The organism is Halorubrum sp. Ea8, from assembly GCF_002252925.1.
Taxonomy (GTDB): Archaea; Halobacteriota; Halobacteria; order Halobacteriales; family Haloferacaceae; genus Halorubrum.
In genome coordinates, this window is sequence record NZ_NHPF01000001.1 from 1 (window position 1) to 13,394 (window position 13,394).

Consider the following 13,394-nt stretch of genomic DNA (forward strand, 5'->3'; position numbering starts at 1 on the left):
GTCGCTCGCGGCGTCACCTCTGAGTCAATCACGGCGTCACCTCACTCGGCCGCGATCGCGTCCGAGCGGACGATCCCGATCGCGGCGGCGATCTTCGCGCCCTCCGCCGGGAGGAACACGACGGCTCCCTGGACGGTCGCCTCGACGAGGGTGAGCTCCAGGTTCAGGTAGAGGCCGACGACGCCCATCGCGTAGATGACGACCGTCCCGGCGGTCATCGCGCCCACGAGGACCGGGACGGAGACGGCGTCGAGGTCGCGGAGGTCGCCGCCGCGGTGGACGATCGCGCCGACGAGCGCGGCCGCGATCGGGTACGACCAGAGGTAGCCGGCGGTCCCGCCCACGAGCTCCACGAAGCCCGCGGAGCCGCCCTGGAACACCGGCGCGCCGAGCGCGCCCGCCGCGAGGTATAAGACGAGCGACGCGGCCCCCCACACCGGACCGAGGAAGATCCCGGCGAGGAAGACGCCGAGCACTTGGAGCGTCACCGAGACGGGTGACACCGGGTTCGGGAACGACACGTACGCGAACGCGCCGACGAGCGCCGCGAACAGCGCCGCGCGGGCGAGGTTCGTCGCGACCTCGTCGCCGACGAGATCCACCGACTCCGTGTTGGTTGCCATGTCTCCGCCACGCTCGTAAACCGACTTGAATATACTGGTTGACGACGACGGCGGTTCGTCGGGCTCCCGGCGTGCCCCGCGCGTTCACGCCCGCAATCCGGTAGTACCGCGTTCGAGGCGTCCGAAATCTGACGCGAGGCTTTTCTACCGGGAGCGCGTACCTACGAGTCCATGGACGAGAAGACCGCCGAGCTCCGCGACATCTTCGTCGAGACCACCGGGTCCGACACGGTCACCGAGCGGCAGGCGGAGTCCCCCGGGACCCTCACCGACCGAGACGAGGCCGCCGTCGCCGAGCGCGTCCGCGAGCTGGTCGCCGCGATGCGCGAGCGGTACGACTTCTCGACGGACCTCGACGACGCGACCTACGCCCGGATCGCGCGCGGGCACTTCGAACTGGACGACGACGCCGCGATCGCGGCCGCGCTCGCCGAGGGCGACGCTGCCGAAAGCGACGCCGTCGACGCGTCCGAACCGGTCGACGTCGACCCCGAAACGGTCCGAGACGCCCGCTTCGACCTCCACCTCGTGCGCGACGCCGACCGCGAGGTCGACGACGCCTCGTTCGACTACGCGGACCTGAAGTCGCTCACCGCCGAAGGCCGCTCCATCGTCGACTGCGCGGCGGCGCTCGGCGCCGACCCCGACCCCGTCGCGAAGTACGCGCGCGTCGCCCGCGTCGACCTCACTGCCACGCGGGCGAACGACCGCTTCCGCGACGAGCTCCGCGACCTCCTCACTGACGCCGAGATCGAAGGCAACCACGCCGAGACCGCCCGCGAGGACGGGCTGAAAGAGGCGACCGAGGATATCGAGACGGACGTCTCTTTATAAATATCCGCTCGTTGCGGGCGATACCCCACTCCGACGCTTTTCGAGGCTCGCACACCGTTCACGCGTACTTATGAATCCCCGAATACGATACGGCGCGCCGGGTCGCGCCCGCTGGGCGCGACCCGCCCGCGAGGGAGGCGGCGGGCCGGCGCGGCCTGCCCGCGCCGGGCCGTCCGCCGAGGCTGGGGAGGCGTGAGGTGCGGTTGCGGTGCGGTCCGGCTGGGACTTTGGCAGTGTTTACTATCGTTTTGCAATCAATCGCTTATAAACGAGCGGCCGGAAACTCGAACGTTGTCACCGCAATACCGACGACATCCATTTATAAATAATCGATCGCGACCTCGCACTCTTTATCAATCGAACCGCGCCCACCCACCTCGTGACTCCCTTCAGCGACGTGGCCCGCGCGGCCTACTGCCCGCGACAGCTCTACTACGCCCGCCGCGAGGACGACCGGACGGTTCCGGCGGACGCCCGCGCCCGGATCGACCTCGCCTACCGCTACCCCGCGCTCGCCGACGCGCCGGACGCAACCCTCCGGCGGCTCCCGATCCGGCGCTCGCCGGCCGCGTACCGCCGGAACCTCGACCGGCTCCGCGAACGCGACGACTACGACCGCCTCATCGATCCCGAACGCGAGCGCGCTTTCGTCTCCGGGAAGGACTGTCACGGAACGGTCCACAAGGTGCTCGCCGGCGGGGGCGACACCGCCGGCGCTGCCGAGGCCGCCGACTCCCCCGAGACGACCGTGGGGACGGGCGGTCGCCGTCGCGAAGGCGGTCGCGTGGGAGCGCGAGCGCGAGGTGCCGCGCGCGCTGGTCGAGTACCCGACCGTCGGCGCCGTGCGCGAGGTCCGACTCACCACCCGCAGGAAGGCCGCCTACCGCCGGGCGCTCCGGGCCGCCCGCGCGGTCGACGGCCCGCCGTCGCGCGTCGACGACGACCGCTGTTCGGCCTGCGACTACCGCGAGGAGTGCGGCGTCGGTCGCCGGTCGTTCCGGTCGCTGCTGGGATGAGGCAGCCGCCGGCCCCTACGGCGAAAACGACGCGCCGCACTCGCTGCACGTGAACCGGAACCGGCCCTCGTCGGTCAGCTCCGTCGCGTGCGGGAGTTCCTCGCCGCAGGTCCGACACTCGATCAGCGACTCGATCGCCTCCCAGTCGTGACGCGCGCCGGGCGCGCCCACCGCCCACGCGACCACCTCCTCGTCGGCGTCCTCGCGGACGAACCCGGACTGGAACTCCCCGGGCGCGAACCGGATCAGCTCGCCGGCCCCGACGTCGACGCGCTCGCGCTCCCGGCCCACTTCGAAGGTGGCGGTGCCGGAGCGGACGTAGAACAGCTCCTCTTGCTCGCCGTGCGCGTGGAGTCCGCCGGAGAGGGCGTCGCCGGGCGCGAGCTCGAAGTAGTTCATCGCGACGTGTTCGGTGCCGAGGGTCCGAGAGACCGGTTTGCGCACGTCGTGGACGTCCATCGGGTTCGTGACGACGTCGACGTCGTCGATCGCGACTCGTTTCACGCGGGCCCGCTCTCGACCCGCGCGTGTAATCCTGCCGCCCTTGGCGCGCGTGACCACGTCGGCGGATCCTCGACGAACCACCGATCTCGCCGACGATCCGTTGGTCATTCCTGTCGCGACCCGTCCGTTTATACGTGTGTGACGCGTCGGCACGGACACGAATGACACGAGACGATCGTGGTCGTTCGGAGGATAGAGGAAGTCGCCTCCCGGCGGCTGGCCGCGAAATTCTCCGGCGATAACGACTCCGGGGCACGACCGCCCCGCGGCGGCACCGACCCCGAACCCACCGCAGAGCCGACGGACTTCCTTTTGACCCGAACACCACTCACCGAACTCGACGAGGTACAGCTGTTAGACACCACCCTGCGCGACGGCGAGCAGATGCCCGGCGTCTCGCTGACGCCGGCCGAGAAGGTCGACGTCGCCCGCGAGCTCGACGCCGCGGGGATGCACCTGATCGAGGCCGGCTCGGCGTGCACCTCCGAGGGCGAGCGCGAGGCGATCCGCCGGGTCGCCGACGAGGGGTTCGACGCGACCGTGACGAGCTTCGCCCGCGGCGTGAAGCGGGACGTCGACCACGCGCTCGACTGCGGCGTCGACGGGATCAACCTCGTCGTCCCCGCCTCGGACAAGCACGTCGAGACGAAGGTCGGGTCGACCCGCGAGGCGGTGGTCGAGACGACGGTCGAGCTCGTCGAGTACGCCAAAGACCACGGCCTCTGGGTCGAGGTGCTCGGCGAAGACGGCTCCCGCGCCGACCTCGACTACCTCGAACGCCTGCTCGGCGCCGGCCTCGACGCGGGCGCCGACCGGATCTGCTACTGCGACACCGTCGGCGCGGCCGACCCGGAGCGCACCGCCGAGGTCGTCTCCCGGCTCGCCGACCTCGGCCCGACGAGCCTCCACACCCACGACGACCTCGGCCTCGGCGTGGCGAACGTCCACGCGGGGCTGACGGCCGGCGCCGACACCGTCCACGGCACCGTGATGGGCGTCGGCGAGCGCGCCGGCAACGTCGCCCTCGAAGAGGTCGCCGTCGCGCTCGCCCGATCGTACGACGTCGCCACGGTCGAGTTAGAGCGGCTCTACCGGCTCTGCCGGACCGTCTCGGAGGCGACCGGCGTCGCGCTCCCGCCGAACAAGGCGGTCTGCGGCGCCAACGCCTTCGCCCACGAGTCGGGGATTCATACCGACGGCACGCTCAAGGACGGGACGATGTACGAGCCGTACCCGCCGGAGACGGTGGGCCGCGAGCGCCGGCTCGTCCTCGGTAAACACGCCGGCCGCGCGGGCGTCAAGGCCGCGCTCGCCGAGCACGACGTCGCGGTCGACGCCGACGAGCTGAGCGAGGTCGTGAGCCGCGTGAAGGAGCTCGGGGACCGCGGGAAGCGCGTCACCGACGCCGACCTGCTCGCGATCACGGAGGACGTGCAGGGCCGCGAGCGCGACCGCCGCGTCGAGCTCGTCGACCTCTCGGCCACCTCCGGCGGGAACCTCCCCACGGCGTCGGTCCGGCTCCGCGTCGGCGACGAGCAGCGCGTCGCCTCCGGCACGGGCGCCGGTCCGGTCGACGCGGGCCTCGAAGCCGTGCGGGCCGCGCTGGCGGGCGACGGCGACGGCGCCGAGAGCGACGGCACCGGCGGCGTCTCCTTCGACCTGGACTCCTACCACGTCGACGCGATCACGGGCGGCACCGACGCGGTCGTCACCGTCGAGGTCGACCTCTCGCGCGGCGACCGCTCCGTCTCGGTCTCCTCGACCGACGCCGACATCACCCGCGCCAGCGTCGTCGCGATGGTCGACGGGCTCGACCGCCTGCTCTCGGCCGCCGCCGAGGACGGCTCGGTCCCGGACGTCGCCTCGCTCGCGGACGACTGAGCGAAGGAATCCCCGACCCGCCGTCGCCGCCCTCAGCGCTTCTCGCCGCGCAGCCACGCGTAGTCGCAGGCGTCGAGCTCGACCGTGACGCCCCCCTCCGCGACGTGGTGCTCGCCGTCGCCGACGACGTGCTCGACGGTGTCCGGGTCGACGTCGAACCCGACGACCTCCTCGCGGTACCCGTCCGCGAGGTTGTGCGCGCAGAGGAGGACGGTTCCGTCGTGTTCGAACCGGTGGACGCGCGTCTCCTTGTGGTCCGTCTCGAGCGCGCGGTAGTCGCCGCGGGCGATCTCCGGACAGGCGTCGCGGGCCGCCACGAGCGCCTCGACCCGCGAGAGCAGCGAGTCGGGGTCGCCGCGCTGGGCGGCGACGTTCACGCGGTCGTAGGCGGACGGCCCCTCGTCGACCGCGGGGTTGTAACACTCCTCGGGGGCGGCCGTCGAGAAGCCGCCGTTCGGGGAGTCGTCCCACTGCATCGGCGTGCGGACGGCCTCGCGCTCGGGCAGGGAGAGGTCCGCGCCCATCCCGATCTCGTCGCCGGACTGGAGCGCGACGGAGCCGGGCAGCGAGAAGAGCAGGCTGTGGGCGACGGCGATCCGACCGGGGTCGCCGTCGTACAGGTCGGCCAGCCGGAGCCGGTGGCCGCGCTCGAAGATCCACGAGTCGCCGTCGTCGTCGCCGAAGTACCCGCGGGCGTGCTCGAACGCCTCCTCCGGCAGCTTCAGCAGGTTCCACTCGTCGTGGTTCCGCAGGAAGTTCACCCAGGTGCCGACGCCGGAGACGTCGGGGAGGACCTCCTCGGCGCGCTGTAGCGGCCAGGTGTCCTTGACGCCGACCGCGTACGTGAGGTGCGCGTTCATCACGAAGTTGAACTGGAGGTGGAACGCCTCGCCGTCGCCGAAGTAGTAGTCGAGGTGTTCCGGCTCGTCGTCGGCCTCGGCCAGCAGCACCGCGTCGGACTGCTCCGCCTCGACGACCCGGCGCATCTCCTTGAACAGCTCGATGGGGTCGCCGAGGTCGGTCTCGTCGAGGGTGGTCGCGTCGTGGCCCTTCGGCATCAGCATCGGGTGGGCGGCGTCGATCCGGAAGCCGTCGGCGCCCCGGTCGAGCCAGAAGCGGAGCACGTCGTACAGCTCCTCGCGGACCGCGGGGTTCGCGACGTTGAGATCGGGCTGGTGGCCGTAGAACTGGTGGAAGTAGTGTTTGTCCGCGACCTCGTCGTACGACCAGACGCCGTCCTCGTACTCCGGGAAGATGTTCCCGCGCTGGTGGGCGTCCGCCAGGTGGCTCGTCCACAGGTAGTAGTCGTGGTACTCCGACTCGGGGTCCTCGCGCGCCCGTCGGAACCACTCGTGTTCGTTCGAGGTGTGGTTGAAGACGAGGTCGGTGATCACGCGGATCCCGCGCTCGTGCGCCCGGTCGGCGAACTCACGGAAGTCGGCGAGGCTCCCGAGCCGGTCGTCGACGCCGTAGTAGTCGGCGACGTCGTAGCCGTTGTCGCGGAGCGGGCTCGGGTAGAACGGTCGGATCCAGAGCGCGTCGACCCCGAGCTCGTCGAGGTAGTCGAGCCGCTCGATCGCCCCGCGGAAGTCCCCCCAGCCGTCGCCGTCGCCGTCGTTGAACGTCTTGACGTCCAGCGAGTAGATCGTCGCGTCCTCGTACCAGTCCGGCTCGCTCATGCGCACGGGTACGGAATCGGGGGTCTGGTTTCTTGCGGTTCGTTCGCACCCGCTCCGCGACCGGGGGCGTCTGACGAGGTTTTTAAGCGACGACGCCCCAACGTCGCCCGTGAGCGTCGTCGTCGCGGTGAAGCCCTCGGCGCGCAAGCGGAACGCGAAGGTCGGGCGGCTCGTCTTCGAGGACGGTCCCCGCCACGCGTTCGAGAGCCGCGCGGCCGCGGAGCGGTGGGCGGCCGACCTCTCGACGGGCGACGGCCACGTCTGGGTCGCGAGCGCGCACCCCCGCGACGACGACGCGGTCGACTGCTACCTCGTCTCGCGGGCGACCAACGCGAAGCTGGAAGCGGCCTACGACAAGCGGCGACGGCGGCTGCGGGGCGACTCCGGATCCGAACAGGAGTCGCTGGGCGGGCAGCCGTAGGCGACGGGCGCGGTCGGTGGCTTTCCCCTCCGCGTCACGCCTCGACGGTGTCCTCTCTGAACGCCTCGACCGCCTCCAGTACCGCCTCGCGGTCCGCGTCGTCGACGTCGAACTCGCGGAGCGCGGCGTCGAGGTGGGCCGCGATCGCGTCGAACTCCGCGTCCGTGACGCCGAGCCCTCCGTGGGCCGTCTCCATGTCGTCGCCCCCGTACTCGATCGGGCCGCCGGTGACCGCGCTCAGGAACTTCGTCTGGTGGGAGCGCTGATCGGCCATCTCCACGTCGTCGAAGTGGTGCGCCACCCGCTCGTCGGCCAGCACTCGGTCGTAGAACTCGTTGACGACCGCGCCGATCGCCGGCCCGCCGCCGAGCCGGTCGTACAGCGTCGCGTCCGGCATACGATTCCGTCGCCTCGACGAGGGATGGCTCTTTCCCCGCCGCGGCGCTCGGTGACCGCTCATGGGATCCCTTCGACCGCGGCCGCGTCGCTGGGCGGAGCGGGTGAGAGAGAAGCGCCGAGGCGGAGATTTGAACTCCGGTGTCCGAATGGACAGTAGATTTCGAATCTACCGCCTTGGCCAGGCTAGGCTACCTCGGCTCACTTGCCGGTTGGCCGGTTCCGCTGTTATGCGTTTCGATCGCCGATGCCGACCTCGGGAGCGGCCTCGACGCGTCGCCGAGGCGACCGCCGCCGGCAACGCTTTTCGGCGCGGCCCCCGTGCGCCCGGTATGGACGTCCCCGAAGCGGCGGCGGCCTGCTCGCGCGTCGTCGACGAGGTCGGCGGCGCGGTCGTCGCCGACCGCGAGTTCCTCGACCGCGTCACGCTCGGGATCCTCGCCCGCGGCCACGTCCTCTTGGAGGACGTGCCCGGCACCGGGAAGACCCTCTCGGCGCGCTCGTTCGCGACCGCGCTCGGCCTGGAGTTCTCCCGGGTGCAGTTCACGCCCGACCTCCTCCCGTCCGACGTCACCGGGACGAACGTGTTCGACGAGCGCGACGGCTCCTTCGCCTTTTCGCCCGGCCCGGTCTTCGCCAACGTCGTGCTCGCCGACGAGATCAACCGCGCGCCGCCGAAGACGCAGGCCGCGCTGCTGGAGGCGATGGAGGAGGGCCAGGTGACCGTCGACGGCGACACCCACGCCCTGCCCGACCCCTTCTACGTCATCGCGACGCAGAACCCCGTCGAGAGCGAGGGCGCGTTCCCGCTGCCGGAGGCCCAGCTCGACCGGTTCGCGATCAAGACCTCGATCGGCTACCCCGACGACGACGGCGAGGTTGAGCTCCTCCGCCGCCGCGCGGGTCGCGCCGAGCAGGCGCCGACGGTCGACCGCGTCCTCGACGCCGACGCCGTCTCGGCGCTCCGCGAGGTGCCCGAGACGGTGCGCGTCGAGGACGACCTGCTCGGGTACATGGCCGCGCTCGTCCGCGCGACGCGCGAGGACCGCCGCGTCGACGTGGGCGTCTCGCCCCGTGGCACCCAGCGGCTGTTCGAGACCGCCCGCGCCGCCGCGGTCGTCGCCGGCCGCGAGTTCGTCACCCCCGACGACGTGAAGCGCGTCGCGGAGCCGACGCTCGCGCACCGGCTCGTGCTCACCCCCGACGCCGCCGTCAACGACGTCGACAAGCGCGACGTGATCGCCGACGCCCTCGACCGCATCGCGGTGCCGACGGTCGAGGCGCCCGAGGCCTGACGCCGGTTTGAAAAGCGGTCTGCGAGCTACTCCGCGTCCCGCTCCGCCAGCAGCTCCGTCGCCGTCAACAGCGACTCCAGCTCCACGTCGTGGTCGGCGAGCAGCTCCGCGGCCCCCTCCTCGCGGTCGACGACGACGAGCACGCGGTCCACCGTCGCGCCCGCCTCGCGCAGCGCCTCGACGGCGTCCACCGCGGACTGCCCGGTCGTGGCGATGTCCTCCAACACGACGACCTCCTCGCCCTCGTCGAGCCGGCCCTCGATGCGGTTGCCGGTGCCGTACTCCTTCGCCGACTTGCGCGCGATGACGTACGGGCGCCCCAGCTCGGCGGCCGTGACGGCCACGAGCGGGACCGCGCCGAGCGCGACCCCCGCGAGCTTCGCGTCCGTGTCGGCGAGCCGAGCCGCGAACGCCTCGCTCACGAGCGTCAGCGCGTCCGGGTCGGTCTCGAACAGGTACTTGTCGACGTAGTAGTCGCTGGTGCCGCCGTGCGAGAGCTCGAACTCGCCGAATCGGACGGCGTCGGCCGCCCGCAGCGCGGCGATGAGCTCGCTCCGTCGCTCGTCGTCGGTCATACCCTGACGGGGCGGGCCGGCGACTATAAACGGGTCGGAACGCGGGCGACGGCCGGAACGGAGACGCCGGCCGGATCGGAGCCCGATCGGTCGCTAGCGGTCGATGCCGCTGCCGCCGTCGACGACGTCGGCCACGTCATCGGGCGTGATCACGGCGAGGTCGCCGTCGACGGTGCGCTTCAGGGCGGCGGCCGCGGCGGCCCACTCCAGTCCGTCCGCGACGTCGCCGCCGTCGAGCCGGTTGGCGAGGTACCCCGCGACGAACGCGTCGCCGGTGCCGATCGCGTCGAACGTCTCCGCGTCGAAGACGCTCTGCTCGTACACCGCGCCGTCCCGCAGGGCCACCGCGCCCTCGCTCCCCCGCGTGACGACGACCGTGTCGAAGCCGAACTCGGAGGCGAGCCCGTGGGCGATCTCGACGGCGTCGCCCTCGCGGCCCAGCACCTCGCGGGCGTCGCGCCGCGGGACGAACAGCGTGTCGACGTGCGCGAACAGCTCCTCGTACGCCGCCCGGGCCGTCTCGGGGTCCCAGAGCTTCGCCCGGTAGTTCAGGTCGAACGAGCGGGTCGCCCCGCCCTCCCCCGCGGCGCGGAGCAGCGCGGTCGTCGTCTCCGCGGCCCGCTCGGAGAGCGCCGGGGTGATCCCGGTCGTGTGGAACCGCTCGGCCGACTCCAGCGCGGCGGTCGGGAGCTCGTCGGGCTCGACCGTCGTGATCGCGGCGTCGGCCCGGTCGTAGATCACGCTCGTCCCGCGGGGCTCGCCGCCGTGTTCGAGGTAGTACGTCCCGACGCGGCTCGACTCGGGGTCGGCCCACGCGACGCCGGTCCGGACGCCGTGGCTCCGGAGCTCGCTCACGACGCGGCGGCCGAGCGGCGACTCCGGGAGCTTGGAGAGCCAGACGGCGTCCGCGCCGAGCCGCGCCGCGCCGACCGCGACGTTGCTCTCCGCGCCGCCCGCCTGTACGCCGAGGGTCCGGGCGGTCTCCAGCCGGTCGCCGCGCGGCGGCGAGAGCCGGAGCATCGTCTCGCCGAACGTCACGAGGTCCGTCACGCCGACCACCCGACGCGTCCCGCCGTCGCCGCTGTCGTCGCCGCCGACGCCGCGGCCGTCGCGGTCGCTGCAGTGCGCATACCGGAGCGTCGGCGGGGGAGTACAAAAGGGCAAGCGATCGCCGCCGGCCCGACCGCCCGCCGTCTCGGACCACCTCACCGGAGCGCGGACGCCAGCACCACCGCCCCGAACAGGAGCAGCGCGAGGGCCGCGACAGGCTGCGACCCGGCGGCGGCGAGGTAGACGCCGTAGACGACGCCGACCGAGAGCGCGCCGACGAGCAGTGTCGTCCCGGCGTGGACGGCGACGTTCCGCCGGGTCCGGGCCTCGCGGCCGACCTGTGCGCCGACTGAGAGCCCGTGGTCCGCGGCGTCCCACGCGACCGCGAGCGCGACGCCGCCGACGAGCAGCGCCTCGACGCCTCCGCCCCGATACCCCGCGACCGCGAGCCCGACGGTTCCGACCCCGGCCGCCCACGAGAGGAGCCGGTGCGACCGCCGGAACGACCCGGCGACGAGTCCGACCGTCGCGGCGCCGAGGAGGGCGCCCCCGAGCGGCGCGGCGAGGAACCCCGCGAGGCTCGCGACCGCGGCCGCGACGAGGGCGACGACGACGGCGAGCGTCGGGGGGCGGGCGTCGCGCTCGGGTCGGTCGGTCGGTGCGTTCGCGCCGCCGTCGGCGGGGGAGCCGTCGGCGCTCACGGCGACCACCCGGCGCTCACGGCGACCACCTGTTCGTCGCTCGCGCGACCGCGACGGGGAACGACTCCCCGTCCCACTCGACCGCGCGGATCCCAGCCGAGCGGAGCTCCCGAAGCCGCTCGCGGCGCTCGAATCCCACGAGCCGCTCGCCGGGGGTCTCGCCGGCCGTGACGTCCGGCGAGAGGGCGGTGACGAGGTGGCCGTGCGCGTCGATCCGGCGCGCGATCGACGCGGCCGCGTCGTCGACGAGCGGGGTGAAGAAGAGCACCTGCGCGTCGGCCGGGAGCCGCCGCCGGAACCGGCGGAGCCACAGCGACCGGTAGAACCGGTCCCCGCTCGGGGTCGGGGCCAGCGCGGGATCGGTCGCCAGCGTGTCGCGGCCCCGCGCGGCGTGCGCCGAGCCGGCGCCCGGCGCGAGCCAGCAGTCGACGGGGCCGAGCGCCGCGATTCCGACGCGGTCGCCGCCGTCGAGGAGCGCGCGGAACGCCTGCCCGGCGGCGCCGACGCTCGCCTCCACCGCCGTCTCCGCCGCCGGCTCGGGCGCGGCGTACGCGGACTCCCGCGCGTCGATCAGGAGGACGACCGTGGCGGCGCGCTCCTCGCGGAGCTCCACGGTCGCCAGCTCCCCCGTCCGCGCCCGGCGGTTCCAGTCGACCCGCTTGAGCGGGTCGCCGCGGCGGTACTCGCGAGTGGCGTGGAACTCCACGCCCGCCCCGCCGACGTCGGTCGGCATCCGGCCGTGGTACCGCGTCGTCAGCCCCCGGAGCGGGAGGTCGCCGCCGGCGGCCAGCTCCGGGGTACAGACGACCCGCGCGGGGTCGGCCGGCTCGATCGCGGTCGTCCGCTCGCGCGATCCGGAGGGGTTGCGCGTGATCGCCGTGACCGCCTCCCACTCGTGCTCGCCGCGGGTCGCGCGGACCGCGTACTCGAACGCGGCCGCCGATCCCGGGCGGAGCGCGGTCGCGATCCGCGCGGGACCGTCGACGACCTCCAGCGCCGGCGGAACCCCGTCGACGAGCCGGAGGTCGGCGACGGGGGCGTCGCCGACGTTGCGCGCCCGGACCGCGACGGTCACCTCGTCGCCGGGCTCGGGGGTCGCGTCGCTCACCGTCCGGGTGACGTCGAGCGTCGCGGCCGGCGCCTCGCCGACGCCGGCGTAGAGGGCGTAGCCGACCCCGACCGCGCCGAGGAGCACCAGCCCCGGCCGCCGGGCGATGACGCCGACGCCGACCAGCGCGAGCGCCGCACCGCGGATCCCGTCCCACCGCCCCGTCTCGACCCCGCGGCGGGTCACGCGTTCGGTCGTCGCGGGCCCGTCGTCGCTTCCCCCGCCGTCCCCCCCTCCCTCGTCGTCGCTTCCCTCGTCGTCGCTCTCCTCGCTATCCGCCGCCCTTCCGGCGTCGACCGCCGCCGACCGGCGACCCCGGCTCATCGGTCGGCCTCCGGCGTCGCCCCCGCGCCGCCGGCGCCTCTTTCTCCCTCCGCCCGGCGGATCGCGTCGACGACGGCCCGGAGGCCGAACTCGTAGCGCGAGCGCCCGGTGACCATCGCCCGCAGCCGGACCCGGACCGGGTACGACGACGAGCGCGCGAGGAACGCGGCGGCGGTCGCGTCGCCGGTCCAGTCGCCGGTCTCGACGAGGCGCTCGGCCGCCTCGACCGAGACGTTTCGCTCGCGGGCGACGGTCGCGACCGCCAGCTCTCGGACCCGTTCGCGGACCTGTCGACGCGCTCGGTGTCCGCCGCGCGCGGGACCGGTCGCCCGCTCGATCCGGTCGTCGAGGTCGGCGCCGGGCACCGCGGCCGGCGCCCGCCGCTCCGGGTCGCCGGGGGCGGCCGCCTCGCGTCGCCGCCTCCGTCTGGCGTTCGCGTACCTGAGCCCCTGGACCACGCCGAGCGCGCCGATCAGCGTGACCACGGTCTCGGAGGGGTCCAGCGCGCTCGCGACCCCGCGGTCGACGGCGGCGACGAAGCCGACCGCGACCGCCGCCACGCCGAGGGCGACGAGGGGCCGGACCACTACTCCGCACCCCCGTGGCGCTCCTCGATCCGCCGGAGGGCCTCGGCGGCCCGGCGCTCGCGCTCCTCGGTCGCCTCCTCGCCCCCGTACCGCACCCGCTCGAAGACGGCGGTGAGGTCTCCGACCGGCTCCGCGTCGACGCCGGCGTCGACGGCCGCGGCCGCGAACTCGGCGGGCGTCGAGGAGGCGGGCCGGTCCACGTCGAGGGCCTCGGTCATGTCGCGCCACGCGCGGTACACCCCGTTGTCGGCGTCCGACCGCTCGATCCGGTCGGCCGCCGCGCCCGCGGTCCGCCCGACCTCGCGGAGGTCCGGGTCGGTCTGGTCCGGCTCCTCGCGCTCGCCGTGCTCCTCGCCGTCCGCCGGCTCGTCGTCGCCGCCGGCGCCGAGGAGCACGGCGA

At 73.5% G+C, this 13,394-nt stretch carries 14 protein-coding genes, 1 tRNA gene and 1 pseudogene; 5 read left to right on the forward strand and 11 right to left on the reverse strand.

Features of this window, described 5'->3' with window-relative positions; all coding sequences use genetic code 11:
• Positions 1-41: 41 nt before the first annotated feature.
• The gene (locus DJ74_RS00005; RefSeq protein ID WP_094524882.1) at positions 42-623 is read right to left on the reverse strand and encodes a biotin transporter BioY; all 582 of its coding nucleotides are present in this window, start codon (positions 621-623) and stop codon (positions 42-44) included.
• Positions 624-794: 171 nt separating this feature from the next.
• On the opposite strand from DJ74_RS00005, the gene DJ74_RS00010 reads away from it, so the two are divergent.
• Together DJ74_RS00010 and DJ74_RS00015 are read left to right on the forward strand one after the other, a co-directional pair.
• A complete protein-coding gene (locus tag DJ74_RS00010; RefSeq protein WP_094525912.1) occupies positions 795-1,457 on the forward strand; it encodes a hypothetical protein in 663 nt (220 codons plus the stop codon).
• 379 nt (positions 1,458-1,836) lie between these two features.
• Positions 1,837-2,473: pseudogene (locus DJ74_RS00015) on the forward strand (hypothetical protein).
• A gap of 15 nt (positions 2,474-2,488) precedes the next feature.
• On the opposite strand, the gene DJ74_RS00020 reads toward DJ74_RS00015, so the two are convergent.
• Entirely contained in the window at positions 2,489-2,977 is a 489-nt protein-coding gene (locus DJ74_RS00020) for a cupin domain-containing protein (RefSeq protein ID WP_094525913.1), read from the reverse strand.
• Positions 2,978-3,289: 312 nt separating this feature from the next.
• Between DJ74_RS00020 and DJ74_RS00025 the strand changes: the two genes are divergently transcribed.
• Positions 3,290-4,858, forward strand: a complete 1,569-nt coding sequence (locus DJ74_RS00025; protein ID WP_170938300.1) for a (R)-citramalate synthase — start codon at positions 3,290-3,292, stop codon at positions 4,856-4,858.
• A gap of 32 nt (positions 4,859-4,890) precedes the next feature.
• Here the strand turns inward: DJ74_RS00025 and DJ74_RS00030 are convergent, their stop codons facing one another.
• Positions 4,891-6,537: an alpha-amylase family protein gene (locus tag DJ74_RS00030; RefSeq protein ID WP_094523893.1), complete on the reverse strand. Its 1,647-nt coding sequence runs from the start codon at positions 6,535-6,537 to the stop codon at positions 4,891-4,893.
• Positions 6,538-6,646: 109 nt separating this feature from the next.
• Here DJ74_RS00030 and DJ74_RS00035 point away from each other — a divergent pair, with 109 nt between their 5' ends.
• Entirely contained in the window at positions 6,647-6,958 is a 312-nt protein-coding gene (locus tag DJ74_RS00035; RefSeq protein WP_094523894.1) for a hypothetical protein, read from the forward strand.
• Positions 6,959-6,992: 34 nt separating this feature from the next.
• Here the strand turns inward: DJ74_RS00035 and DJ74_RS00040 are convergent, their stop codons facing one another.
• A complete protein-coding gene (locus DJ74_RS00040) occupies positions 6,993-7,355 on the reverse strand; it encodes a group 1 truncated hemoglobin (protein ID WP_094525915.1) in 363 nt (120 codons plus the stop codon).
• A gap of 115 nt (positions 7,356-7,470) precedes the next feature.
• Positions 7,471-7,555, reverse strand: a tRNA-Ser gene (locus DJ74_RS00045).
• Positions 7,556-7,686: 131 nt separating this feature from the next.
• Between DJ74_RS00045 and DJ74_RS00050 the strand changes: the two genes are divergently transcribed.
• Positions 7,687-8,649 (forward strand): MoxR family ATPase, encoded by a 963-nt coding sequence (locus tag DJ74_RS00050; RefSeq protein WP_094525916.1) that lies wholly within the window; start codon positions 7,687-7,689, stop codon positions 8,647-8,649.
• A 26-nt stretch (positions 8,650-8,675) separates the two neighbouring features.
• On the opposite strand, the gene pyrE is transcribed toward DJ74_RS00050, so the two are convergent.
• The 6 genes from pyrE to DJ74_RS00080 all read right to left on the reverse strand — a co-directional run.
• Complete coding sequence (gene pyrE / locus DJ74_RS00055; RefSeq protein WP_094523897.1) at positions 8,676-9,224, reverse strand: orotate phosphoribosyltransferase; 549 nt, start codon at positions 9,222-9,224, stop codon at positions 8,676-8,678.
• Positions 9,225-9,317: 93 nt separating this feature from the next.
• Positions 9,318-10,283, reverse strand: a complete 966-nt coding sequence (kdgK1, locus tag DJ74_RS00060) for a bifunctional 2-dehydro-3-deoxygluconokinase/2-dehydro-3-deoxygalactonokinase (protein ID WP_170938302.1) — start codon at positions 10,281-10,283, stop codon at positions 9,318-9,320.
• A gap of 146 nt (positions 10,284-10,429) precedes the next feature.
• Positions 10,430-10,975: a hypothetical protein gene (locus tag DJ74_RS00065; RefSeq protein ID WP_176451159.1), complete on the reverse strand. Its 546-nt coding sequence runs from the start codon at positions 10,973-10,975 to the stop codon at positions 10,430-10,432.
• Between the two features lie 16 nt (positions 10,976-10,991).
• Positions 10,992-12,407 (reverse strand): DUF58 domain-containing protein, encoded by a 1,416-nt coding sequence (locus tag DJ74_RS00070; protein ID WP_094525917.1) that lies wholly within the window; start codon positions 12,405-12,407, stop codon positions 10,992-10,994.
• A complete protein-coding gene (locus DJ74_RS00075; RefSeq protein ID WP_094525918.1) occupies positions 12,404-12,994 on the reverse strand; it encodes a hypothetical protein in 591 nt (196 codons plus the stop codon). The genes DJ74_RS00070 and DJ74_RS00075 overlap by 4 nt, the downstream gene beginning before the upstream one ends.
• Positions 12,994-13,394 (reverse strand): DUF4129 domain-containing protein (locus DJ74_RS00080; RefSeq protein WP_141212635.1); only part of this gene is annotated, 401 nt, incomplete at its 5' end. The genes DJ74_RS00080 and DJ74_RS00075, both read right to left, overlap by 1 nt.

Bases quoted from the DNA above. Each gene is read 5' to 3' on its own strand.
- DJ74_RS00010 (WP_094525912.1), top strand. From the start codon at position 795: ATGGACGAGAAGACCGCCGAGCTCCGCGACATCTTCGTCGAGACCACC.
- DJ74_RS00005 (WP_094524882.1), bottom strand. From the start codon at position 623: ATGGCAACCAACACGGAGTCGGTGGATCTCGTCGGCGACGAGGTCGCG.
- DJ74_RS00070 (WP_094525917.1), bottom strand. From the start codon at position 12,407: ATGAGCCGGGGTCGCCGGTCGGCGGCGGTCGACGCCGGAAGGGCGGCG.
- DJ74_RS00030 (WP_094523893.1), bottom strand. From the start codon at position 6,537: ATGAGCGAGCCGGACTGGTACGAGGACGCGACGATCTACTCGCTGGAC.
- pyrE (WP_094523897.1), bottom strand. From the start codon at position 9,224: ATGACCGACGACGAGCGACGGAGCGAGCTCATCGCCGCGCTGCGGGCG.
- DJ74_RS00050 (WP_094525916.1), top strand. From the start codon at position 7,687: ATGGACGTCCCCGAAGCGGCGGCGGCCTGCTCGCGCGTCGTCGACGAG.
- DJ74_RS00040 (WP_094525915.1), bottom strand. From the start codon at position 7,355: ATGCCGGACGCGACGCTGTACGACCGGCTCGGCGGCGGGCCGGCGATC.